Genomic DNA, 22,721 nt, shown 5'->3' with positions numbered 1-22,721 from the left:
TCATCTCATGCTTAAAGATATTCAAGTAACAGGTAAAAAAGATACGCGCAGCGGTTTTGGCGATGGCATTGTAGAAGCAGCGCGCAGCAATCCCAATATTGTAGCGCTTACTGCCGACCTGGCCGGTTCCATGAAGCTGAACCAGTTCATCAAAGAATTCCCTGAGCGTTATATCCAGGTGGGTATTGCGGAAGCGAACATGATCGGAATTGCAGCCGGCCTCACTGTAGGCGGTAAGATCCCCTTCACTACCACTTTTGCCAACTTCTCTACCGGCCGCGTGTATGACCAGATCCGTCAGTCTGTTGCCTATTCCGGCAAGAACGTAAAGATCTGCGCTTCACACGCTGGTCTTACTCTCGGAGAAGACGGCGCTACTCACCAGATCCTGGAAGATATCGGCATGATGAAAATGCTGCCAGGCATGACTGTGATCGTTCCCTGCGATTACAACCAGACCAAAGCAGCCACCATTGCTGTTGCCAGCTATGAAGGCCCGGTATACCTTCGTTTCGGACGTCCCTCCTGGCCGATCTTCACGGATGCAGCAGAGCCATTCGTGATCGGTAAAGCGCAGAAATTCTCTGAAGGTAAAGATGTTTCCATCTTCGCCTGCGGTCATATGGTGTGGAAGGCTATCGAAGCCGGTAAAGCACTGGAAGAAAAAGGTATCAGCGTGGAACTGATCAATATCCATACTATCAAGCCACTTGATGAAGAGGCCGTGCTCACCTCCATCCGCAAAACCAAATGCGCAGTTACCGTTGAAGAGCATAATGTCCTCGGAGGCCTGGGCGACAGTATTGCACAGGTGGCAAGCAGGCATTTCCCTATTCCCATTGAGTACATCGGAACCAACGATACCTTCGGCGAGAGCGGAACTCCTGACCAGCTGCTGACCAAATACGGTCTGGATACCCCCAATATCATCGACGCTGTTGAAAAGGTGATCAAACGCAAATAATTGCTACGGATAATATTGTACAGGGCTGACCTTAGCAGGTCGGCCCTTTTATTTTCGCAGTGCCCAGTTGCTCGCGTCCCCGCGAGTAACTTCTATTTGCTCGCCTCTGGCGGGTTCAGCGTTCGCCGGGAGGCGAACAAATATCCCTCACTCGCCAGAGGCGAGCGAGTGCTCCCCGATTATTTGATTATGAATCAACACTTTGCGGCACGGGAATATTTTTCCAGGCATTAAGCCTTTAACAATACCTTGCCATTCAGCCAATTAAACCATTTAGACTATCTTTAATCCAATCTCTTAAATAGCTAACCTATGGCGGTAACCACTCATGACAGTGAACTGCTTGCCCTTTTCCGTAACCAGTCAACAAAGGAAAGCGCTTTTACTGCCATCATTAAAAAATACCAGGAACGCCTGTACTGGCATGTCAGGCGAATGGTAATTGAGCACGAGGATGCCAACGATGTGTTGCAGAATGTGTTCATCAAAGTATGGAATGGTCTCGAAAATTTCAGGGAAGATGCACAGCTCTACACCTGGCTCTACCGTATTGCCACCAACGAATGCCTCACTTGGATGGAGCAGCAGAAGAAAAGGACTTCGGTGTCATTCGAGGAAGAGTCAGCCAACCTGGAGAACAAGATCAGGGCCGATAAACATTTCGATGCAAACAAGCTGGAATGGAAATTACAACTGGCCATTCAGCAGCTGCCTGAAAAACAGCGGATCGTTTTCTCCCTGAGATATTATGATGAGATGCCTTACGAAGAAATGAGCCGTGTGCTGGAAACATCGGAAGGCGCACTCAAAGCATCTTACCACCACGCTGTAAAGAAAGTGGAGGATTTCATCCTCAACCATTAAACTTCTCTTAACAATTCAGGTCTTAAAAATGCTCATGGAAAGCAGGAACAATATATTAAAAGAATTACAGGAACTAAGCCCGGCACTGGCTTCGAGCTACCCGCTGCCTGTTCCTTACAAGGTACCGGATGGATATTTCGGACAGTTGCCGGAAACAATCCTGGCGATGGTAAAAGAGCCGGACAATGCAGCCGAAGAACTGGAGACGCTCTCCCCGCTGCTGCGCCGTATTTCCAAAACGCCTCCCTTTCATTTACCTGAAGGATATTTTAAAGATCTCACTGAAAATACGCTCGCAGAAACAAAGGCAGTAGCATTTGTTCAGGAAGAGCTGGAGGATTTTTCTCCATTGCTCAGTCAACTTAAAGACGCGCCGCTGTACCAGGTACCGGCCGGTTATTTTGACCAGTTGCCAGCCACCATCATGCAGAAACTGCAGGCACAGCAACCCGCCAAAGTGGTGAAGATGGGCAGCCGGATGAACCTACGCAGATACATAGCTGCAGCAGCCGTATTACTGGTGCTGGCCACCGGCGCCTGGTGGTTCTTTCAACCCGCTACTCCGGGAACTGAAACAGCAGGCATCGATAAAACAAAGGTGCAGAACCTGCCTGATGAAGAGCTGATCAGTTTCCTCAACGAGCAGAGCCTTGCATCGCTTGAAAGCAGCGAAGCCCTGGCCTCCAACCTGGATGCAGAGTCCGATGGCATGCAGGACCTTCTGAAAGACGTATCCGATGAAGAACTGCAACAATACGTAGACAGGAACGGTGCCCCATTCAAAACCATCAGTAACTAAGAAATGAACATGAAACAAATATTTACGATACTCGCAGCTTTTCTTCTTTTCACCTTCACTTCCAATGCGCAGGTTGAAAGAAAAACGCCGCGCGAGCCCGGCGCAAAGATCGAAGCACTCAAAATTGCTTTCTATACCCGGAAGCTCGACCTTTCCACAGAAGAAGCACAGAAGTTCTGGCCCGTTTACAATAAGTATTCAGCTGAGCTGAAGAAAGTAAGGCAGGACGCAAAAGCAAATAACAGCCCGGAGATCGAGACAGAGGAGAAATATCTTAACATCAGGAAACGGTATAATGCTGAATTCAGCAAGGTGCTTCCTGCCGAAAAAGTGAATGCTTTTTTCAAAGCGGAAAAAGAGTTCGGAACGATCTTACAGAAAGAGTGGATGGAAAGGAGGCAGAAAAGGCAGGAAAGAAATGGCACTGCCTCATAAAAAGTAGTCTTTACTCGTGTTTTTCATAGGTTAGCTATCAGGCTGCATCCAGGTTACGATGCAGCCTTTTTCTTTGTCAGAACCTGTACACCGGGTTCTGCACATCGTGATAAAAAAGGAAGGTCCATTTATTCACTTCTCCCTCTTCCCACCATTTCCTGCGCAGCTCCATGGCCTTCTTACCGTCATAATCATATTTAGCTACAAACTTGCTTTTCATCTGGTTGAGCTGGGGTGCATCGTCGGCTCCAAAGAAAATGGTTTCGCCGCCATCTACAATACGGAATACCTGATGATAAGGGCTATGCGCTCCGGTGATCTCATATTTGATATAACCATCTATCACGCCGTCTCCATCCAGCCATTGTACCTGTGGCGCATTCCGCAGGCTTTCCAGTTCTTCTGTGATATAGGAAGGAAATCCTTTTTCGTAAGCAAATTCAAATTCTTTGCGCTGCACATAATATTTTGCCTGGGGAAAGCTCAGTGAGCCTGTGCCCACAGCACCTGCGTGGTCTTTATGCAGATGGCTCATCAGTACTTTTGTGATCTCGGAGGGGTTGATTCCATTCTCCATCAGGTTTCGGTGTAGCTGCAGCACACCATCTTTCTGAAACCCGAGGCCGGTATCCAGGAGCAGGATATCTTCGGAAGTGATCACCACAAACGGCTGCACTTCTACCAGCAGGCTTCCTGTAGGGCGGGCCTGCAGATCATCATGCTGCAGATCAAACGGAACGAACAGCTTGGATTTATCGATCGTAAAAGATCCTTCACTGAGCGGAATAACTTTCATACACACTGTTTTTGATTCTAACGCAACACCATCTGCCTGTCTGCATCCAGCCTGATGAGGATGAACAGCATGATGGAGAACGAAAGTAAGGAAGTACCGCCATAACTGATCAGGGGCAGCGGAATTCCGATCACGGGGGCCAGGCCGATGGTCATGCAGATATTGATGGCTATATGGAAGAAGAATACGGAAGCCACACCATATGCGTAACACCGGCTGAACACACTTCGTTGCCGCTCGGCGATCATTACAATTCTGAGTAGCAGGAACAGGTAGATACCAAGTACAATCGTGCTGCCCACAAAGCCGAAACCTTCCCCGATGGTACAAAAGATGAAGTCGGTCCGTTGTTCAGGAACGAAATCAAAACGCGTTTGCGTTCCTTTGAGGAAGCCTCTTCCCACGGCGCCACCGCTACCGATGGCTATCTTGCTCTGACGCACGTTATAGTCAGTATCTTTTTTCTTCGCAGGTGTTACCTCTTCTTCTCCCTCAACAGTATTGAGCGCCGCATATGGATTCTCTTTACCGATCAGCGAGAAGATCCGCTCTACCTGGTGTTTGGCCAGTACTTTGGTAAAGAGGAAGGGTACTACAAATCTTTGCACGCCCACGCATCCTACCCAGATAGCTACAATCACAAAGAGCACGCTCCTGTGGCGGCGCACCTGTTTGCGCAAAAGATATATCGCACCGGCTGCAATGGCGGTGAGGATGATAGCCAGTACATCTTTATCCAGCACAAGTGTGGCCACTACCAGTACTGCCAGAGAGAAGCCGATGATGAGGTAACCGGGAGGCAGACCTTCACGGAACATCACCAGGAAGAAGGAGAAGAAAACCAACGCCAGGCCTGTTTCTTTCTGAGCGATGGTGATCAGGGCAGGCACTACTACAATGGCGGCTGCAATGAGCTGCGAGCGCGGTCTGCTGAAATCCGTTTCAACACGGCTCAGGAATTTGGCCAGCGCCATATTCACAAACACTTTCATCAATTCTGCAGGCTGCAGGTTGAATCCACCGATCCGGATGATGGATTCGGTTCCTTTTACCGCCGTGTGGAAGGGGAAAACCAGCAATAGCAACAGCATCCCCGCTGCATACCAGATATTGGCGGTGGCGGTAAAAAATTTGCTGTCCGTCAACAGGATGAACATGCCTATCACCAGGGCTACTATGAAGAAGTAAAACTGTTTGCTGTAATCCGTTTTGAAACCCAGGAAAGTTTGCAACACACTGTCTCCATCCCTGTAGGTCACAGAGAAAATACTGATCAGACCAATACCCACCAGCAGCAGGTATAACCAGAACATCACCCAGTCCACGCCTTTAGATATTGCAGGATTACGTTGGCTCATATCCGTTATGCGTTGAATGGTTTGTTGAATAATCTGGGGTCAGGCAGCACCATCACTGTCTTGCGCTTTTCCTTTGATGAAGGGAAAGGAGGTTTTACAGGATATGTTTTGTAGAATTTCCTGATCTGTGAACTATCCTTGTACCTTTCGGCCCAGTTGAAGGCGCGGGAAGAATCTTCGATATATTGTTGGTATTTAAGATAACCGGGCATCAGGTTGGAGTTGGAAATCCTGTCCACTTCTTTCAGGCGGTCTGCGCGAAGGCTGTCTGTCAGGTAGAGCTCCATCATTAAACCGGCAATGGGCGCGGCCCATGTATTACCGAAACCGCTGTTCTCCACCATCACACAAAGAGCGATCTTGGGATCGCGTCGGGGAGCAAAGCAAACAAACACGGAGTTATCGTCCAGCTTGATCCTTCTGCCCTGGATGATTCGGTATTTTTCCGCGGTACCTGTTTTACCGCAGATCTCCAGCCCAGGTATCTTGGCTTTTGAAGCCGATCCATCCACCACTTGCTGCATACCACTCATGATCGCTTCATAAGCATCATCGGAGATATTGGTCAGCACTTCATGTTTTTGCTTGTATTGGTTCAGCATGGTATCGGCACTGGTCTCATTATCGATCTTAGATACAAAATGTGGTGTGTAGTAATATCCTTTGTTGGCGATGATGCACATGGCATTAGCCATTTGCAGCGGTGTGGTCTGCATCATATCCTGGCCGATGCCGAGGGTAAGGTTGGTACAGCTGTTCCATGAACCGCGGTATACCTTGTTATAGCGCGCCGTATCAGGAATCAGACCTGGCAATTCGCTTACAAGATCAACACCGGTACGTTCTCCCAGTCCGAAATGGTTCATGTATTCGCGCCATTTCTCATAACCATTTTTCACTCCCTTGTATTTTGGATTATCTACCGTATTGCGGTAGACCTGCACAAAGTAAGAGTTGCAGGAATTAGCGATAGCAAGAGTAAGGTTGGCAGCGTGTCCGGGATTCTTGTGCGTACAGGCGGGTTTGCCGTGTCCGCATCCAAAATACCTTCCCGGACAGTTATATCCGTAGCTGGGGGTGATCACTCCTTCATTCAGGGCTACCAGTCCACCCAGCGGTTTGAAAGTAGAGCCAGGTTCATACAGCCCCTGAATAGCGCGGTTGAGCAGCGGGCCTGCAACATCCAGTGCCAGCTGGCCGTAGTTCTTTTGTTTATTGGGACCGGTAAGGCTGTTGGGATCATAGGTTGGGCCGGAGGCCATGGCCAGGATACCACCTGTTTTCGGATCGATGGCAACAACAGCTCCTACTTTATTTCGGATCAGTTTTTCTGCCAGCACCTGCAGGTCTATATCGATGGAGGTGCGCAGGTTCCTTCCTGCAATGGCGGCTGTATCATAGATACCGTTCTCGTAGCTTCCTACCAGGCGGTTCTTATTGTCTTTTATAAGGTGCTCCACACCACGCTGTCCCATGAGTACGCGTTCGTAATAGGCTTCGAGACCGGATCTTCCTACATAATCGCCCATGCGGTAGTAACCGCCGGAACGCTTGATGATTCCTGAGTCTGCTTCACCGATATAACCCATGATATGGGCGCCGGCATTGTATGGGTAAACGCGCACGGGTCTTTCAATGAGTGCAAAGCCGGGGAATTTCCAGATATTCTCATCCAGCCGGGCATGCAGTTCAGGCGTGAGCAGGTCCTGGAAGATGGAGGGACGGTAAGGTCCATTCTTGAACCTGGCATCCAGCATGCGTTTGCGGTATTCGGCGGTATCGATGCCCAGGATATCGCAGAGGCCGAAAGTATCGGTCTTGCGGGCTTCATTGGGAGTTACCACCAGGTCGAACATGATGGTATTGTTGAGGATGGCCCTTCCCTTACGGTCGTAAATGATACCGCGGTCCGGGTATTTCACTTTCGGGAATACGGCATTGTCCATTGCCAGTTGCTTGTATTTCCCTGATAATATCTGCAGATTGAACAGCTGTACGATAATGATGAGGAATACACCAACAAAGATGAGACGGATGATATTACTACGCGACTGATTAAATAGAGCCATAGGATTGGCAGATCAATATACAAAAATAAGAAGCAACCTGAAAGAATAGCAACAAATCTGCCCTAGGCAGAGTTCGTTCTGAATTTTTCTTTTCTGTAAAACAGCAGTTCTGTGATCATGATCAGCAACAGGCTGATACCTGTTGTAGCCACCACCTTACCCAGCAGGAAAATGAACGATTTCACCTGAAGCCATTCCAGCAGCACCAGGTAGAAATTATGGATAAAGGTCAGGATCAGTACATAGGTGGCATAAGGTGCCCAGCCCATGCTGGTGGCGGATGGTGATTTATAGCTTTTGTCTGCTCCTTCCTGTGGGATCAGGATATTGATCAGGAAGGGGCGGAGATATCCGATAAGTGTACAGGCAGCGGCATGCAGGCCTGGTGTTTTGGTGAAGAAATCGAGAAAGAGGCCGAGCAGGAAAGATACCACCGTTACACCTGCCCTGGTCATATTGAATGGCAACCACAGGATGTACAGGAAATACAGGTAAGGGACCACAAAGCGGTGCAATGGGGGGATCTGGAACAACACGTACACCTGTATCAGGATGAACAGGATGAAACGGATAATATTTCTGACGAGATCACTCATTGGTTCTTTTTTACGGCCTCTTCTAATTTCTTTTGTTCGTCTGCCTGCAGGTTTTCTATCACCAGTGCATGTTCAACACTGCCGAAATTGGTGGCAGGCCTGAGTTTGAGGGTATAGAAATTGCTGGATTTATCGTCCACTATTTCACTTACCACGCCAATGAGGATACCCTGGGGGAAGTAGGTTCCGTACTGGCTGGTAACTATGCTGTCTCCTTTGGCTACGGGTACGCTTTTAGAGAGGTTTTCCATGATCAGGGTGTTGATGCTTTTGCCATCCCATTTCACGGGTCCTGTTTCACCACTTTTCTTTACGCGGCCGTTGATCCGGCTCTGGAGGTGGAGCAGGCTCATCACTACGGAATAGTTGCTGCCTGTATTCACCACAACGCCCATCACGCCATCGGGGCTGATAACGCCCATATCTTTGTGGACTCCCTGGTTTTCGCCACGATGCAGGGTGAAATAGTTGTTGGGGAACTGCAGGAAACGGTTCACCACTTTGGCATCCCGGTAAAGGTATTTGCGGCGGGCGCCGGTAGTATCGTAGGGAACGGTGTCTGTGATCTGTTTTACAGAAGTATCAGCCATTTCAAAATCCTGTCTGAGCATATTCCTGAGCCTTTCATTTTCCTGGGCCAGGCTCTCATTGGTCTTTTTGAGATGAAAATAGTATTCTACGTTATTGTACCGTTTGCTGATCTTACCTGTAATATCGTTGGCAACTCCCATAAAGGCTGCTTCATGGAAATCGTTGTAATGAAACAGCATGTACAGCGCTACGATCTGCATCACCAGGAAGAGAAAGAAATTGAAGAATTTTCTGATGAAGACAAAAATGTTACGCAAAGGAGGTAAGTTTTAAAAAGTCCTAACGCATTACAAATGGATAGTGCTGGTAGTTTTTCAGGGCGAGGCCTGTACCACGAACAACGCTTTTCAGCGGATCGTCTGCCACGTGTACGGGCAGTTTGATCTTCTGGCTGAGGCGTTTGTCCAGTCCACGGAGCAGGGCGCCACCGCCGGTGAGGTAAAGTCCTCTGCGATAGATATCGGCAGCCAGCTCGGGTGGGGTCATTTCCAGGGCTTTGAGGATGGCTTCTTCAATTTTGAAGATGCTCTTGTCCAGCGCCTCGGCAATTTCCTGGTAGCTCACCATGATCTGTTTGGGGATACCGGTCACCAGATCGCGACCGTTTACGGGAATATCATCGGGTGGGTTATCGAGGTCCTTCATGGCAGCGCCGATATTGATCTTGATCTGTTCGGCAGTACGTTCACCAATGAGAAGGCTATGATAGCGGCGAAGGGCTTCCATGATATCCGCGGTGAATTCATCACCGGCGATACGGATACTCTGGTCGCAAACGATACCTGCCAGTGCAATCACAGTGATGCCGGTAGTACCGCCGCCTATGTCGATGATCATGTTACCAACTGGTTCTTCTACATCAATCCCGATACCAAGGGCCGCTGCCATGGGCTCATGCAGCAGATACACCTCTTTGGCTCCCGCCTGCTCCGCACTGTCGCGAACAGCGCGTTTCTCCACCTCTGTGATGCTGCTTGGAATGCAGATCATCATCCTCCAGCTTGGGGGGAAGAGAGGCTTCTTGGGATAAACCATTTTGATCATTTCACGGAGCATCAGCTCAGCCGCGTTGAAGTCCGCGATCACACCGTCCTTCAATGGGCGGATGGTACGGATGCTTTCATGCGTTTTTTCGTGCATCATCAGGGCTCTTTTCCCTACCGCCAGTACATTCTTCGGATTATTACGGTCGAGCGCCACAATACTCGGTTCATTCACCACTACCTCGTCGTTATGTATAATCAGGGTATTAGCGGTACCCAGGTCAATCGCGATCTCTTGGGTGAAAAAGTTGAATAAGCCCATTTTAAAAGGTCAGATTTTTGGATTGATTGTAATGCCTGCAAAATTGATGCAAATAATCGATACTAACAAAGTGTAATCATAGCGGAACTATGATCCGGACAGTAATTTTTCAACAAGTGTGGATACCGCTAAAGCCATTCGTTTCCCCTGTATCCTTTCAATGCACTAACGTCACTTACTATCGTAAATTGTATTTTGAAAAGTATTTCATTTTTCTGACAATTGCTGTACTATTCACTGAGAAAAATATAAGCATATGAAAAAACTTTTCCTTGTCCTTCTGTCACTCTCTTTTTCATCCCTCCTGCTGCAGGGACAGGAGAAAAAAACTCCCTACGGCAACAATCCTGCCACAGGTAAACATTACGAGATCCGGGGTATAAAAATTTACACGGAAATCTACGGTCAGGGCGAACCATTGCTCATCATTCCTGGCAATGGCGGATCCATTGCGGATTTCAGCAACCAGATCCCTTACTTTGAGAAAAAGTAGAAAGTTATTTTGGCTGATAACCGCTCCCAGGGCAAGTCTCACCACAAAGGAGACTCGCTCACCTACGAGTTGATGGCCGAAGATTATGCCGCCCTGCTCAATAAGCCGAGAACAAAAGAAGTCGACAATTTTAACACTCAGCGTTAAAATTGTCGACTTCTTTTCTAATGTAGTTATATACTGACTTTTCGGTTACTTCTGTACAAAACCCAGTCTCACTTCCATCTCGCGGCTCAGTTCAGGCAACCTCCTTCTTTCGATGAGGAAGCTGGTCAGCCTCGCGATCTCCGCAAAGATGTAATGCTTGTCCAGAGCACCTTTCAGGTATTCCTTTCCTGTGCTGCCACCGGTTCCCACGCGGGTGCCGATGATGCGGTGCACCATGCTCATATGGCGGTAACGCCAGATGCTCATCTGCTCATCTATCTCCAGGAGATTATTGAGCAACTGGAAGGGCAGCTGCATGATGGGATAGCCACGATACAGCATAATGAAGAGCGCAGCTCTTGTAGCTCTCGGGCTCAGTTGCCTGTCTTCGGTGGACGCATCCAGGAATACTTTATCAAAGTAGGCCCTGTTGGCGTTTTCAACCTCGGAGAGGCTACCTGAATAAAGCTGGCGGTAATCCGCCCAGAACTGGTGCAGGCCTGTACCGGCAGGGTCTGCTCCCATACTCCTGTATTTTTCCCAGAGACTGCCTTCTTCAAAGAATGGCATACGTTCCAGCCAACCGTTCAACAGTTGCAGCAGGCTTTTTTCAGACTCTGCTTTCTTGATGATGTCGATCTGTTCCTGACGCAGTTGGGAGATATAATATTCCTGGCCATGGCGATGCTGGTATTTCAGTCCCAGCCTGGCTTCCAGCTCTTTAAACTGCCAGCTTTGAAAACCGGATGCAGGGCGAAGCATATCGCGGAAATCCAGGAAATCCATGGGCGTCATCGTTTCCATGATATCGATCTGGTGCACCAGCACTTTCAGGATGCTCACCACCCTGTTGAGACGATGTACCACGGTCTGAAGGGCCGGCGAATTGTCGTTCACCGTTTCGGACATGATGGCCGCCACGGAATTCACTTCAAATAACAGTTGCTTGAACCAGAGCTCATAGGTCTGGTGGATAACGATGAAAAGCATTTCATCGTGGGCATGCTGATCGAGCTTGTCGCTCTCCAGGAACTGAGCATCGAGGATCTTGTTCAGTTCCAGGTAATCATTGTAATGTACTTCTTTCATAAAGCAAAACGTTTATCAGAACTCGTAACCAATATCTTTCCTGAAATAGATGCCATCGTAGGAGATCTGCTCCAGGGCTGTCTTTGATTTATTGACTGCTTCTCCGATGCTGTTACCATAAGAGGTAACGCAGAGTACACGGCCACCGTTGGTAACGGTTTGTCCGTTTTTGATACCGGTTCCGGCGTGGAAAAGAAGGCTGTCGGCCGGCAGCTGCTGGTCGAGGCCGGAAATGGGAAGGCCTTTTTCATAATCGCCGGGATAACCGCCGCTCACTGCCATTACGGTGCAGGCTACACGAGGATCCTGTTGGATACTCACGTGCTGCAGTTTGCCCTGGGCGGCTGCCAGCAGCAGTTCTACCAGGTCTGAAGCCAGTCTTGGCATCACCACTTCTGTTTCGGGGTCGCCCATACGGCAGTTGTATTCGATCACAAAAGGTTCTTCACCCACTTTGATAAGACCGAAGAACACAAAACCGGTATAATCGAAATTTTCAGCTTCCAATCCTTTTATAGTAGGCTTTATGATCTGCTCGTCCACTTTTTTCATGAACGCAGCATCTGCAAAGGGCACCGGGCTTACAGCGCCCATCCCGCCTGTGTTCAGGCCGGTATCTCCTTCGCCGATGCGCTTGTAATCCTTGGCTTCGGGGAGGGTAACATATGATTTACCGTCTGTGAGGGCAAAAACGCTGAGCTCGATACCGGAGAGGAAGGCTTCCACTACTACTTTCCTGCTGGCCTCACCGAATTTGCTCTGCCGGATCATTTGTTCAAACTCACTCACAGCTTCTTCGGTGGTCTGGCAGATGAGCACACCTTTGCCGGCGGCCAGTCCATCTGCTTTCAGTACTACAGGCAGCGCGTGTTGTTTAAGGTATTCAACACCATCGTTGAAATTGGAAGCATCAAACTCGCGGTAAGCCGCAGTAGGAATATTATGGCGCTCCATGAACTGCTTGGCGAAGGCCTTGCTGCCTTCGAGCTGGGCGGCATACTGGGAGGGTCCGATGATCAGCACCTGCTGCAGGTCTGCGTCTTTCCTGAAAAAGTCGGTGATCCCTTTTACCAGTGGCTCTTCGGGGCCAACCACTACCAGGCCGATACCATTCTTCAATACAAAGTCCTTAACAGCGGGGAAGTCAGTGGCAGAGAGGGCCACATTGGTTCCGCACTTTGCAGTGCCTGCGTTGCCGGGGGCAATGAATAACTGATCACATTGGGCGCTTTGCACCAGTTTCCAGGCCAATGCATGTTCGCGGCCGCCTGAGCCAAGTAGTAAAATATTCATATTTATTATGCTATCCTTTTTTGACCGTGCGAATTTCGGTATTCACCCTTGATTTGGCGAATTTTATTGATGAATCCGGCAGTATGGTGAATTTTTCACTATTTTACGCCGCTAAAACGGATCGGACACAGCCGGAGGGCGGTTTGCAGCGGGATCGTGTATCCCACAACACGTAGGCCTTATTCAGATAATCTACCCCTCTCCGGGTCTTGCATGACTGATCCACAACGATTGCACAACCCAAAATCCATTATATGAATTCACCCGCTGCGGGAAATCCGGGAAAGCATCCCAAGGGATTATTTGTTCTATTTTTTACAGAGATGTGGGAACGTTTCAGTTACTATGGCATGAGAGCATTGCTGGTACTGTACGTAGTGAATGCCCTGATGATGAAAGACGATTACGCCAATGACGGCGTTTACGGTAGTTATACCGGTCTGGCTTTCCTTACTCCATTATTAGGTGGGTATTTTGCCGACAGGCTCTGGGGCAACCGCCGCTCCATTATTGTAGGTGGCTTTATGATGGCTGCCGGTCAGTTGCTGATGTTCTTCAGCGCTTCTCTTCTTAATAATATTCCGCTGGCCCATTCCATTATGTGGGTTGGTCTGGCCGTACTTGCCCTGGGTACCGGTTTTTTCAAACCGAATATCTCCAGTATGGTGGGTGGCCTCTATCCTAAAGGCGATAAAAGGCTGGACTCTGCCTATACCATTTTCTACATGGGAATCAACCTCGGCGCCTTCATTGGGCCCCTGGTCTGCGGTGGCCTGGGAGAACTCTATGATGTAAATAATCAGCCCGTTGCCGGAGCCTTCAAATGGGGGTTCATGGCAGCCGCAGTGGCCATGGTCTTCGGCACCGTGTTCTTCATCTTCCTTAAGAATAAATATGTAGTGGACCCGCAGGGTAACGGTATTGGTATCGGTCCCAATAAGAATAATTTAAAAGAAGCAGGACCAGCACGCGAGAATACCAAATCGTCCTTTATGGCGGTGGCCATATGGTCTGGTATTGGTCTGGCCATGTTCTTTGTATTCAGATATGTGGGAGATCTCGACTGGATCGGTTGCTTCATCTTCAGTGTTGCCATAGCCGTATCGGGCCTCATCCTATTTGATCAGTCGCTCACCCCTTCCGAAAGAGGCCGCGTGATCGTGATCTTTATTTCCGCATTCTTTGTGATCTTCTTCTGGGCTGCATTTGAGCAGGCCGGATCTTCACTCACCCTTTTTGCTCAAAGGAATACCAACCGCAGTTACGAAGTGCATACCAGCATGGGGAACGTGATCCTGTTCATTCTGGCCATTGCTGCTGTACTCTATTATTTCCTGCAAAGGATGATGGAAATTCCTTCCGAATTGAAGAAATTGTTTACAGGCCTTGGTATTGCAGCCGTTCTGCTGGCTGTATATTATTATATACAGGGAGAAGCCTACGATCTTAAAGAGATCCCTGCCAGCTGGTTCAACAGTGTGAACTCCATGTGGCTGATCCTTTCAGCGCCTTTCCTCAGCCAGCTCTGGCAATGGCTCGGCAAACACAATATTGAACCAAGTTCTCCCAAGAAACAATCCTTTGGTCTTTTACTCCTGGCGGCGGGTTACCTGCTGATTGCCTACGGCGTGAAAGATGTGGTTGGAACAGTGAGCATGATGTGGCTGCTGGGTCTGTATTTCCTGCATACGGTAGGAGAGCTGTGCCTGAGCCCTATCGGACTGTCGCTGGTGAACAAACTGGCTCCTGCCCGTTTCACTTCCATTCTCATGGGTGTATGGTTCCTGAGTAATGCCGTTGCCAACAAGTTCGGCGGCAGGCTCGGAGCATTGCTGCCAAGTCAGGGCCCTACCCAATTCCTCGGCTACCAAATCAACAACCTATACGATTTCTTCATGCTGTTTGTGGTGATGAGCGCAATAGCCGCGGCTTTGCTCTTCTCACTCTCCTACTGGATGGAAAAAAGAATGGGTACAGTGAAATAGGTTTCTAAAATCAACGCTAAACTATGTCAGAACAAAAGTTTCAACCTTTCGTACCGGCTCAGATGAAGATGGCGGAATTCTCCCTGAAATCAGTGATCACAGGGGCGATTTTCGGTATCATCTTCGGAGCCGCCACTGTGTACCTGGCGCTGAAAGCGGGTTTGACCGTATCAGCATCCATTCCCATCTCCGTGATGGCCATCACACTCAGCCGCCTTTTCCTCAAAACAACTATCCTGGAGAATAATATCATCCAGACCACCGGAAGTGCCGGTGAGAGTATTGCGGCAGGCGTGGTTTTCACCCTTCCGGGTTTCCTCTTTCTGAGTGATCCCAGCAGTGCTGATTATTTCAACTATTTCACCATCCTGACCTTAGCTATCCTCGGTGGTTTCCTCGGAACCATGATGATGATCCCGCTGAGACGCCCGCTGATCGTAAAGGAACACGGCAATCTTCCTTATCCGGAAGGCACTGCCTGTGCTTCTGTACTCAAAGCAGGTGAGAAAGGTGGAGACTTCGCTAAAACAGCCTTCCTTGGTCTGGGTGTTGCCATCGTGTATGCCTTCTTCCAGAAGATCCTGCACCTGATTGCGGAAACACCGTATTTCATGACCAAACAGGCCAACAAATATTTCCCTTCAGCCAAGCTGAGCGGCGAGATCACTCCAGAGTATCTCGGTGTGGGTTATATCGTGGGCCCCAAGATCGGTGGCGTACTGGTAGCAGGTTCTGTTCTGTGCTGGTTCGTTTTCATTCCTTTGCTGGCCTCACTGGTAGATCCAATGGCCATTGCCATGCAGCTGAATAAGATCGGTTACCTGAAAGACATTGCCGTTGCCGGTGGTGCGGGAAACTGGGATCCCGTGAATAAAACATTCGGTGACTTCTCACAGGCCATCTACCTCGCCTATGTTCGCCAGATCGGTGCGGGCGCAGTAGCAGCTGGTGGTTTCATCATGCTGATCAAAACCATCCCTACCATCATCTCTTCTTTCAAAGGAAGTCTTGGTTCTCTGAAAGGTGGTCAGACTGCAGAAGCAGTTGAGCGTACTGATAAAGATCTTTCCCTGAAAGTAGTTGGTATTGGTATTCTTGTTCTGATCGCACTGATCACATTGCTGAATGCCATTCCTGGTGACGGATTCATCAGCAAGCTGATGATCGGTATCCTGGTGGTGATCTTCGGCGCCTTCTTCGTAACAGTTTCAAGCCGTATCGTAGGTCTGATCGGTTCTTCCAATAACCCTATCAGTGGTATGACCATTGCCACCATCATGGGTACCTGTCTGGTGTTCATTGCAGTAGGTTGGACCGGTAAAGTGTATGAGCCAATGGCGCTGGTAGTAGGTGGCCTGATCTGTATTGCGGCTGCCAATGCCGGTAATACTTCGCAGGATCTGAAAACCGGTTATATAGTAGGCGCTACTCCGAAATTCCAGCAGATCTCTCTGTTCATCGGAGCTATCGTTTCTTCTATCGTGATCGGTCTTACCATTAAAGTATTGGATACGCCAACTCCGGAAATGGTGGCTGATGGTATCAAGCACGCTATCGGAACAAACAGTCTGCCTGCACCACAGGGAACACTGATGGCTACCCTTATCAAGGGTATCCTTGGTGGTAACCTCGACTGGCAGTTTGTACTTGTTGGTGTATTCATCGCCATCTTCATCGAGCTGTGTGGCATCAAAGCATTGTCTTTCGCAATCGGTATCTATCTGCCACTGGCAACCACGCTGCCAATCTTCATCGGTGGTATGATCCGTGGTATCGTAGACAGAAGGAAGAAGAAAAAAGGCGACCTCATTGAAGGTGCTGAAGAAGACCTTCAGAAAGGTAACCTGTTTGCAACAGGCCTGGTGGCCGGTGGCGCCATTGCAGGTGTTATCGTAGCCTTCCTTTCTGCCAACACCGGTATCCGTGACGGACTGAAGAAGATCAGCGTTGAGCATGGTCTTTCTGAAAGCCTGGGCGAAACCGGATACTATTTGCTCGGTGCAGGATTCTTTGCCCTGATGGGTTATATCCTGTACAGGGTAGGCATGAAGAAAACAGTTACACTGTAAGGAGTTCAATCTCTTTCAAATAACAGGTGGGCGCTCTTTCGGGCGTCCGCTTTTTTTATTACGGTGGATAAGATCCGGCTTTTTTGCATTTTTTTGCAACGATATGTATTCATCGGTTGTCCCGCATCTATTGACCAGCTGACAATCATCAAAGTAACCTGACCAATGAAGCAGTTCATCTTATCCATCAGTGCGGCGCTATTGCTTTTTTCATGTAAGAAGAACAATGACAATCCCTATTCTCATGATGAAGGAATACGGATAAGCGCATACAAGAATGCCAGTACCGATGTTCAACTCGGTTATGATGACCAGAACCGGGTGAAGAGTATCGTGTACACCACGCTGACGAGTTATCCCGGCCCGATCGTTATTCCGGGAAACACATATTCTACAATTGAACTTGACTACGATTGGATCAGACCTGTAATGGCAAAAGCAGAACATACATCACCCGGCCTTGGATATACATTATACGATACCACTCAACTCAACTGGACTATCGGCGGCACCCTGCTGGAAAGTGGCAACAATCATACAAAAACAACCTGGCATACAGATGGCAGCGGAAGGCTGGCTGGTTATACCACCACCAATCCGCTGAAGACAGAGGAGGTCAGGTGGAGTTATGATAAGAACGGGGATGTAATCCCACCTGTTCGTGAAAGTGCAGGTCCGGAATACAAATCCACCATCACTTATACTTCTCATGGAAATCCATTCCGCAATGCGAAGACAGGTCTGCTGGCATTCACATTTGTAAAAAGATCAGAGGAGGATATGATCCGGTATCTTTCCGCGCATCTGCCCGCAGAATGGGAAATTTCCAACACCGTTTATTTACAAACTCCTGGAGCTGCCAGTAAAATAGAAACCCTGCAGGTGATCAGGTACAGTTACGGGTTTGATCAGTCAGGCTTGCTGAGCAGCATCACGGAAACCAGGAAGTCTTATACCACCACCAATGGGCAACCGACAGGAATTACGGAAACAGTTTTCCCCTACCAGGTGAGTTGCTTCCGGGTAAAATAGATAATACCTTTTGTAATAAAAAGCAGGCGAAGCGCCGGCGTACTTTTTCAGGGCAAACTACAGGTGTAAATTTCAGTTTCTCCAGTTTGCTCAATAAAACTTTGTAGATTTGCATTCTCAGGCCCATCTTTCCTGCCACAGCCACTGATCTTCTCAGTGCAGGATTTTTAGCCCCCATTTACAGTATCCGGAATAAATCATTCTTGTACCCTTCTTTCGTTGTTCTTCATTTCACTATGAAGCAGCTGTTCTATTTCATGAAATTAAAAACAAGATTATACAATTAGACATTCCAAAATGAAAAAAGTATTACTGCCTTTTCTGGCAATTATTAGCCTTGCTTCCTGTCAGAAAACGGATGAAGAAGTTCCGGAGACCAAAGAGGTTTTCCTGCTCACTGAGATGACGGATGACGATCTTTTCTTCAAGTTCAAGTACAATGAAGCCAATCAGGTAACCTCGTTTGACCTCACAGCAGATGCCCCTCCAGCACCGGTTTCCACACATACCATTACAGTTGCTTACCAGAATGGAAAAGTAATTGAATTGAACATTGATCCTTCAAGTATGTATGCTGTATTCAGTACCAAAATTGTATATGACAGCAAAGGAAATATGACAGAAGCCATCCGCCCGGCATTGAAAGACACAACAAGATTCACTTATGATGATAAGGGACGAATGACATCACATTCTTTCAAAGCAGGTGGCTCAATTATTGGCGATGAATGGTCATACGATGCAAACGGAAATGTAAAAATAGATGAGAAACATAACCTTAACTATACCAACCCTGGTAAAATTCACATTTCAGACACCTATGAAACCCATACTAACATTTATGACAACAAGCTGAACCCTTTAGCCCTTAATGGCGTCAGGCAATTGATTGCTGCGCTGGGACTGGCGGATGAAACCAATATAGAGCGGATATTTTCTTCCAATAATCCTGTCAGCAAACTACGCCAATGGCGCACTGTACCCATAAACCCAGCCTCATCCGGCCATGAACTGATAACCTATGCCAGTTCTTACACAAACACTTATGATGAGTATGGTTACCTTCTCACTACAAAACAAAAACATAAAACCGAGGGTTTCAGAGATGGCGTATTACAGGAATTCCCCAGTGGCGAATCCGTGATCGATATAGTGAAATATTCATTAAAGAAAGTGAACAGATAATCAACTGAAAAAAGATAAACACACAAGTCAATGAAACAAATCATCCTTTCCTTATTTATCATTTCTTTTTTCTTATCCTGTTCAGATAAAGATGAAGCTCCGGTTGAGCAAGATGACCGACCTGTGTTTGTAAAAGAATTCGAGAGTGACTATGGTACATTCAAACTCACCTATGATGAACAGGACAGGCTTTCTAAAGCGGAATTATGGATTACTAACGGATATACACCTACGCTTTATTTATATCAGATTGTAGAATACAATTACACCGGATCCAAACTCACCGGATACAGCACCAGGCAAGGTGGTGAAAACACACCACCCGGAGCACCGGTAACTACAAATTTTGTATTTGACGACAAGGGGTATATCAAGCAATCAGTAACAGGCAATACAGTAATAGCGGAATGGAAAACCGATGCACAAGGGCGGCCTGTAGCCCGCATAATATCAAATGGCCTTTCGCCTGAATGGGAATACACTGCTGATGGAAATCTGAAACTGAAATATCAATCCACAAGCGGTACTGGATGGACACGAACCGGATCCGGTAATTTAACATACAATACAGAATACAATCCTTTCTTTACGAACGGCACCGGGCTTGCCTTATATGCAGCATTCGGCTACGTAGCAGGAGGTCCCAATCACCTGATCACAAAGAATCTTATATCTGCAAGTTTGCTGGAGTCAGTTCAGGTCTTTGAAAACCCTCTTCCAGGAGGTACTACTACAAAATCCAGCACCAATTCCACTTATACCTATACAAAAGATGCAAATGGATTGCTGGCAAGTAAGGTACTCGACACCAAACTAGAAGAGTTCCTGAATGGAACAAAAACAAAAACTGATATTGACACCTACACCTACAAATTCACTTGTTTCCGAAAATAACTTACAACAAAAAAGCCGGCAATGTGCCGGCTTTTTCTTTATCTGAAATTAATCAATTCATCTTAAACGGCACTATCATCTCAAACACCGGAATATTCACCTGGAACTGCGATTTATTATGCAGGTTCTCCATCTGGTAAGTGCCATACATCTTGCCCATTTCACTGCGCAGATTACAACCACTCACATACTGGTAACGCTCTCCCGGCTGAAGTGTAGGCTGAACACCTACCACACCCTCTCCTTCCACCTCGCGGTTACTGCCATTGCTGTCGGCAATATACCAGTGCCTGCGATTCAGTTTAACGGGGAAACGATTATGATTTTCAATGGTGATACGGTACGCAAACATATATTCGCCGGAAATGGGGTTGGAGTAATCCGGCTGGTAAAAGGTTTCGACGCTGATTTCTATGCCCTCGGAGATTTTCGATACCATGTACTACAGTTTCTCTTTACTTAAAGGTAAACAAAAATACAGGCAGCTTATACCAAATACATACAATTTTAATGAGGTTTATAGATGCATCGATATACCTTTGCGAAACCGTAAGCCGAAACATACAATCAATTATTTATATATGAAAATAGCTGTAGCCAAAGGTGATGGCATTGGCCCCGAGATCATGGATGCCGTGTTGAAGATCTTTGAAGCCAATAAGGTACCTCTCGAATATGAATTGGTTGAAATGGGTAAATGGGTATTCGATAAAGGTTTCTCCAACGGAATGACCCCCGAAGCCCAACACACCATTGAAAATCTCGGGATCCTTTTCAAAGGCCCCATGGAAACTCCTAAAGGGAAAGGCGTAAAGAGCGTGAACGTTACGGCCCGTAAAACATGGAATACCTACGCCAACAAGCGCGTGTTCCAAACCCTTCATGGTGTTGATACTGTTTTCTCCAAAGCAGGCATCCCCATCGACATCACCGTGGTTCGCGAAAACATTGAAGATACCTACGGTGGCATCGAACATATGCTCACCCATGACGTGGCCCTCAGCCGCCGCTTCATTACCCGCCCAGGCTCTCTCCAGGTGATCAGATACGCCTTCGAAATGGCTAAGAAAAAAGGTGCTCGCCGCATTACCTGCGGTCACAAAGCCAATATCATGAAGATCACTGACGGCCTCTTCCTGGAATGCTTCTACGAAGTAGCCAAAGAATATCCCGAACTGAAATCCGATGACGTGATCGTGGACGATCTCTGTATGAAACTGGTTACCCGCCCGGACTCCTTTGACGTGGTGGTGCTCACCAACCTGCAGGGTGATATCGTTTCCGATCTCTGCGCCGGCCTCGTAGGTGGACTCGGCTTTGCTCCCTCCGCCAATATCGGTGACCATATCTGCATCTTCGAAGCCGTTCACGGAACAGCTCCGGATATTGCAGGTAAGAATATCGCCAACCCAACCGCCCTCCTGCTCAGCGGTATCGCCATGCTGCGCCACCTCGGCCTGATGGAGAACGCCGCCATCATCGAAAATGCACTGCTGTATACCCTGGAACAGGGCGACCGCACCGGCGATTTCGGCGACAAGAACAAACAGGCACTCAATACCACCCAGTTCTCTGAAGCTATCATCAATAACTTCGGTAAGAAGCCTGAACAGGGCGCCAAAGAACTGCTTCCCAATATGCCTGTAACACAAACCGTGTTCAAACTGGCAGAAAACCCCATGCTCGTTTCCAAAGAAATGGAAAATGAAAAGATCGTGGGTGTTGACCTCTTCATCGAAAGCGATGCACAACCTGAGATCATCGCTAAAAAATGCCAGCGTCATGCCGGCGTGAAATTTAACCTGATCAATATCAGCAACCGCGGTACACAGGTATGGCCTACAGGCTCCATCTACACCAACCTGGTAAATCAGTACAATGTCCGCTTCGAAAGCCTCGACGGATCACCACTGCACCAGCAGGATGTGCTCGGCCTCTACGTGAGCCTCAGCGGTGATTTCAAGATCTGCTCTTCTGAGTTGCTGAATATGTGGGGAGATAAGAAAGCGTACAGCCTCGCGCAAGGACAATAAGCATAACGTTTATGCATAAACGAAAAAAGGTTGCACCGGATCAGTTGCAACCTTTTTTTTGAGTGTGTCCGGTAGCTCGCCTCTGGCGAGTTACTTCTATTGGTTCGCCTCCGGCGAACACCGTGTCGCCGGAGGCGACGGAATATAACTCACTCGCGGGGACGCGAGCGAGTGGGCACTGCGGAATTATCCGCCTACTTTTTTTGTTTTGCTATACCCATTCTTCTGCAGGAACTGCATGATCTTTTCACGCTGATCTCCCTGTATGATTATCTCTCCGTCTTTCACTGAGCCACCGGTTCCGCAATAGTTCTTCAGTTGCTTACCAAGCGCTTCCAGATCATCATCCGTTCCCACGAAGCCATAAACCAGCGTTACCACTTTTCCCGCACGCTGCTTACTATCCAGCTGCACACGTAACTGCTGTTGAGCAGGAGGCAATGTAGCAGCCTCTTCCCGGCTCTCTTCCTCAAATTTGAAGTTGGGATCAGTACTGAACACAATGCCCCTGTTATCGCCTTTATTTTTCTTTGACATGTTTTCTGTAATTACTTGAACAATCAGGATTCCGCCAGCTGAATTTATACAATTTTCGCTTTCAGGCTCAGGTCGAGGCTCTTTGCCTGGTGGATCAATGCGCCCACACTCACAAAGTCAACTCCTGTTTCCGCAAAGGATACGATAGTATCCAGGTTGATGCCGCCGCTGGCCTCCGTTTCATATT

At 48.0% G+C, this 22,721-nt stretch carries 21 protein-coding genes and 1 pseudogene; 11 read left to right on the top strand and 11 right to left on the bottom strand.

The genetic code is table 11. From position 1 onward, the window contains the following. The 4 genes from ACTHMC_RS06630 to ACTHMC_RS06615 form a co-directional block, all read left to right on the top strand. The coding region (locus tag ACTHMC_RS06630) for a transketolase family protein (RefSeq protein ID WP_440411948.1) at positions 1 to 964 on the top strand (964 nt) is incomplete at its 5' end. Positions 965 to 1,276: 312 nt separating this feature from the next. After that, a complete protein-coding gene (locus tag ACTHMC_RS06625) occupies positions 1,277 to 1,828 on the top strand; it encodes an RNA polymerase sigma factor (protein ID WP_440411946.1) in 552 nt (183 codons plus the stop codon). Positions 1,829 to 1,862: 34 nt separating this feature from the next. Continuing rightward, on the top strand, positions 1,863 to 2,627 hold the full coding sequence (locus tag ACTHMC_RS06620; protein ID WP_440411944.1) for a hypothetical protein: 765 nt from the start codon (positions 1,863 to 1,865) through the stop codon (positions 2,625 to 2,627). Positions 2,628 to 2,636: 9 nt separating this feature from the next. Further along, entirely contained in the window at positions 2,637 to 3,062 is a 426-nt protein-coding gene (locus ACTHMC_RS06615) for a hypothetical protein (protein WP_440411942.1), read from the top strand. Positions 3,063 to 3,138: 76 nt separating this feature from the next. Here ACTHMC_RS06615 and ACTHMC_RS06610 read toward each other — a convergent pair whose 3' ends face one another. From ACTHMC_RS06610 to ACTHMC_RS06585, 6 genes are all read right to left on the bottom strand, one after another. Further along, complete coding sequence (locus ACTHMC_RS06610; RefSeq protein WP_440411940.1) at positions 3,139 to 3,858, bottom strand: MBL fold metallo-hydrolase; 720 nt, start codon at positions 3,856 to 3,858, stop codon at positions 3,139 to 3,141. Positions 3,859 to 3,875: 17 nt separating this feature from the next. Continuing rightward, a complete protein-coding gene (rodA, locus tag ACTHMC_RS06605) occupies positions 3,876 to 5,216 on the bottom strand; it encodes a rod shape-determining protein RodA (protein ID WP_440411939.1) in 1,341 nt (446 codons plus the stop codon). Positions 5,217 to 5,221: 5 nt separating this feature from the next. After that, the gene (gene mrdA, locus ACTHMC_RS06600; protein ID WP_440411938.1) at positions 5,222 to 7,285 is read right to left on the bottom strand and encodes a penicillin-binding protein 2; all 2,064 of its coding nucleotides are present in this window, start codon (positions 7,283 to 7,285) and stop codon (positions 5,222 to 5,224) included. A 62-nt stretch (positions 7,286 to 7,347) separates the two neighbouring features. Continuing rightward, the gene (locus tag ACTHMC_RS06595; protein ID WP_440411936.1) at positions 7,348 to 7,881 is read right to left on the bottom strand and encodes a rod shape-determining protein MreD; all 534 of its coding nucleotides are present in this window, start codon (positions 7,879 to 7,881) and stop codon (positions 7,348 to 7,350) included. Beyond that, positions 7,878 to 8,729: a rod shape-determining protein MreC gene (gene mreC, locus ACTHMC_RS06590; protein WP_440411935.1), complete on the bottom strand. Its 852-nt coding sequence runs from the start codon at positions 8,727 to 8,729 to the stop codon at positions 7,878 to 7,880. The genes ACTHMC_RS06595 and mreC overlap by 4 nt, the downstream gene beginning before the upstream one ends. A gap of 22 nt (positions 8,730 to 8,751) precedes the next feature. Beyond that, positions 8,752 to 9,777, bottom strand: a complete 1,026-nt coding sequence (locus tag ACTHMC_RS06585; RefSeq protein WP_440411934.1) for a rod shape-determining protein — start codon at positions 9,775 to 9,777, stop codon at positions 8,752 to 8,754. Between the two features lie 256 nt (positions 9,778 to 10,033). Here ACTHMC_RS06585 and ACTHMC_RS06580 point away from each other — a divergent pair, with 256 nt between their 5' ends. Beyond that, positions 10,034 to 10,270 carry an alpha/beta fold hydrolase gene (locus ACTHMC_RS06580; RefSeq protein WP_440411932.1) on the top strand — a complete coding sequence of 79 codons (237 nt, stop codon included), beginning with the start codon at positions 10,034 to 10,036 and terminating at the stop codon, positions 10,268 to 10,270. Positions 10,271 to 10,462: 192 nt separating this feature from the next. Here the strand turns inward: ACTHMC_RS06580 and ACTHMC_RS06575 are convergent, their stop codons facing one another. Both ACTHMC_RS06575 and purD read right to left on the bottom strand, forming a co-directional pair. Then, complete coding sequence (locus ACTHMC_RS06575; protein WP_440411931.1) at positions 10,463 to 11,506, bottom strand: tryptophan 2,3-dioxygenase; 1,044 nt, start codon at positions 11,504 to 11,506, stop codon at positions 10,463 to 10,465. Between the two features lie 15 nt (positions 11,507 to 11,521). After that, complete coding sequence (purD, locus tag ACTHMC_RS06570) at positions 11,522 to 12,799, bottom strand: phosphoribosylamine--glycine ligase (protein WP_440411929.1); 1,278 nt, start codon at positions 12,797 to 12,799, stop codon at positions 11,522 to 11,524. Between the two features lie 254 nt (positions 12,800 to 13,053). Between purD and ACTHMC_RS06565 the strand changes: the two genes are divergently transcribed. From ACTHMC_RS06565 to ACTHMC_RS06545, 5 genes are all read left to right on the top strand, one after another. Beyond that, the gene (locus ACTHMC_RS06565) at positions 13,054 to 14,784 is read left to right on the top strand and encodes a peptide MFS transporter (protein WP_440411927.1); all 1,731 of its coding nucleotides are present in this window, start codon (positions 13,054 to 13,056) and stop codon (positions 14,782 to 14,784) included. A gap of 23 nt (positions 14,785 to 14,807) precedes the next feature. Further along, positions 14,808 to 16,853, top strand: coding sequence for an OPT family oligopeptide transporter (locus tag ACTHMC_RS06560; RefSeq protein WP_440411925.1), 2,046 nt, complete (start codon positions 14,808 to 14,810; stop codon positions 16,851 to 16,853). A 165-nt stretch (positions 16,854 to 17,018) separates the two neighbouring features. Continuing rightward, positions 17,019 to 17,885, top strand: a complete 867-nt coding sequence (locus ACTHMC_RS06555; RefSeq protein WP_440411924.1) for a hypothetical protein — start codon at positions 17,019 to 17,021, stop codon at positions 17,883 to 17,885. Positions 17,886 to 18,182: 297 nt separating this feature from the next. Then, positions 18,183 to 19,070: a hypothetical protein gene (locus ACTHMC_RS06550; protein ID WP_440411922.1), complete on the top strand. Its 888-nt coding sequence runs from the start codon at positions 18,183 to 18,185 to the stop codon at positions 19,068 to 19,070. 30 nt (positions 19,071 to 19,100) lie between these two features. Continuing rightward, positions 19,101 to 19,964: a hypothetical protein gene (locus tag ACTHMC_RS06545; protein ID WP_440411921.1), complete on the top strand. Its 864-nt coding sequence runs from the start codon at positions 19,101 to 19,103 to the stop codon at positions 19,962 to 19,964. A gap of 52 nt (positions 19,965 to 20,016) precedes the next feature. Here the strand turns inward: ACTHMC_RS06545 and apaG are convergent, their stop codons facing one another. Further along, positions 20,017 to 20,403, bottom strand: coding sequence for a Co2+/Mg2+ efflux protein ApaG (gene apaG / locus ACTHMC_RS06540; protein WP_440411919.1), 387 nt, complete (start codon positions 20,401 to 20,403; stop codon positions 20,017 to 20,019). Positions 20,404 to 20,545: 142 nt separating this feature from the next. Here apaG and ACTHMC_RS06535 point away from each other — a divergent pair, with 142 nt between their 5' ends. Further along, positions 20,546 to 21,997: an isocitrate/isopropylmalate family dehydrogenase gene (locus ACTHMC_RS06535; protein WP_440411918.1), complete on the top strand. Its 1,452-nt coding sequence runs from the start codon at positions 20,546 to 20,548 to the stop codon at positions 21,995 to 21,997. Positions 21,998 to 22,183: 186 nt separating this feature from the next. On the opposite strand, the gene ACTHMC_RS06530 is transcribed toward ACTHMC_RS06535, so the two are convergent. Next, positions 22,184 to 22,534, bottom strand: a complete 351-nt coding sequence (locus ACTHMC_RS06530; protein ID WP_440411916.1) for a translation initiation factor — start codon at positions 22,532 to 22,534, stop codon at positions 22,184 to 22,186. A 44-nt stretch (positions 22,535 to 22,578) separates the two neighbouring features. Continuing rightward, positions 22,579 to 22,721 (bottom strand): annotated as a pseudogene (locus ACTHMC_RS06525) (carboxylating nicotinate-nucleotide diphosphorylase); the annotation flags it as partial.

The organism is Pseudobacter sp. (genome assembly GCF_051955275.1).
Taxonomy (GTDB): Bacteria; Bacteroidota; Bacteroidia; order Chitinophagales; family Chitinophagaceae; genus Pseudobacter.
This window is presented reverse-complemented; position numbering and strand designations above follow the sequence as displayed.

Excerpts from the sequence above, each read along its gene's own strand:
- ACTHMC_RS06545 (WP_440411921.1), top strand. The coding sequence starts at position 19,101 with ATGAAACAAATCATCCTTTCCTTATTTATCATTTCTTTTTTCTTATCC.
- purD (WP_440411929.1), bottom strand. The coding sequence starts at position 12,799 with ATGAATATTTTACTACTTGGCTCAGGCGGCCGCGAACATGCATTGGCC.
- apaG (WP_440411919.1), bottom strand. The coding sequence starts at position 20,403 with ATGGTATCGAAAATCTCCGAGGGCATAGAAATCAGCGTCGAAACCTTT.
- ACTHMC_RS06550 (WP_440411922.1), top strand. The coding sequence starts at position 18,183 with ATGAAAAAAGTATTACTGCCTTTTCTGGCAATTATTAGCCTTGCTTCC.
- ACTHMC_RS06565 (WP_440411927.1), top strand. The coding sequence starts at position 13,054 with ATGAATTCACCCGCTGCGGGAAATCCGGGAAAGCATCCCAAGGGATTA.
- ACTHMC_RS06595 (WP_440411936.1), bottom strand. The coding sequence starts at position 7,881 with ATGAGTGATCTCGTCAGAAATATTATCCGTTTCATCCTGTTCATCCTG.
- mrdA (WP_440411938.1), bottom strand. The coding sequence starts at position 7,285 with ATGGCTCTATTTAATCAGTCGCGTAGTAATATCATCCGTCTCATCTTT.
- ACTHMC_RS06530 (WP_440411916.1), bottom strand. The coding sequence starts at position 22,534 with ATGTCAAAGAAAAATAAAGGCGATAACAGGGGCATTGTGTTCAGTACT.
- ACTHMC_RS06560 (WP_440411925.1), top strand. The coding sequence starts at position 14,808 with ATGTCAGAACAAAAGTTTCAACCTTTCGTACCGGCTCAGATGAAGATG.
- ACTHMC_RS06575 (WP_440411931.1), bottom strand. The coding sequence starts at position 11,506 with ATGAAAGAAGTACATTACAATGATTACCTGGAACTGAACAAGATCCTC.
- ACTHMC_RS06555 (WP_440411924.1), top strand. The coding sequence starts at position 17,019 with ATGAAGCAGTTCATCTTATCCATCAGTGCGGCGCTATTGCTTTTTTCA.
- ACTHMC_RS06610 (WP_440411940.1), bottom strand. The coding sequence starts at position 3,858 with ATGAAAGTTATTCCGCTCAGTGAAGGATCTTTTACGATCGATAAATCC.
- ACTHMC_RS06535 (WP_440411918.1), top strand. The coding sequence starts at position 20,546 with ATGAAAATAGCTGTAGCCAAAGGTGATGGCATTGGCCCCGAGATCATG.
- rodA (WP_440411939.1), bottom strand. The coding sequence starts at position 5,216 with ATGAGCCAACGTAATCCTGCAATATCTAAAGGCGTGGACTGGGTGATG.
- ACTHMC_RS06620 (WP_440411944.1), top strand. The coding sequence starts at position 1,863 with ATGGAAAGCAGGAACAATATATTAAAAGAATTACAGGAACTAAGCCCG.
- ACTHMC_RS06625 (WP_440411946.1), top strand. The coding sequence starts at position 1,277 with ATGGCGGTAACCACTCATGACAGTGAACTGCTTGCCCTTTTCCGTAAC.
- ACTHMC_RS06580 (WP_440411932.1), top strand. The coding sequence starts at position 10,034 with ATGAAAAAACTTTTCCTTGTCCTTCTGTCACTCTCTTTTTCATCCCTC.
- ACTHMC_RS06615 (WP_440411942.1), top strand. The coding sequence starts at position 2,637 with ATGAAACAAATATTTACGATACTCGCAGCTTTTCTTCTTTTCACCTTC.
- ACTHMC_RS06585 (WP_440411934.1), bottom strand. The coding sequence starts at position 9,777 with ATGGGCTTATTCAACTTTTTCACCCAAGAGATCGCGATTGACCTGGGT.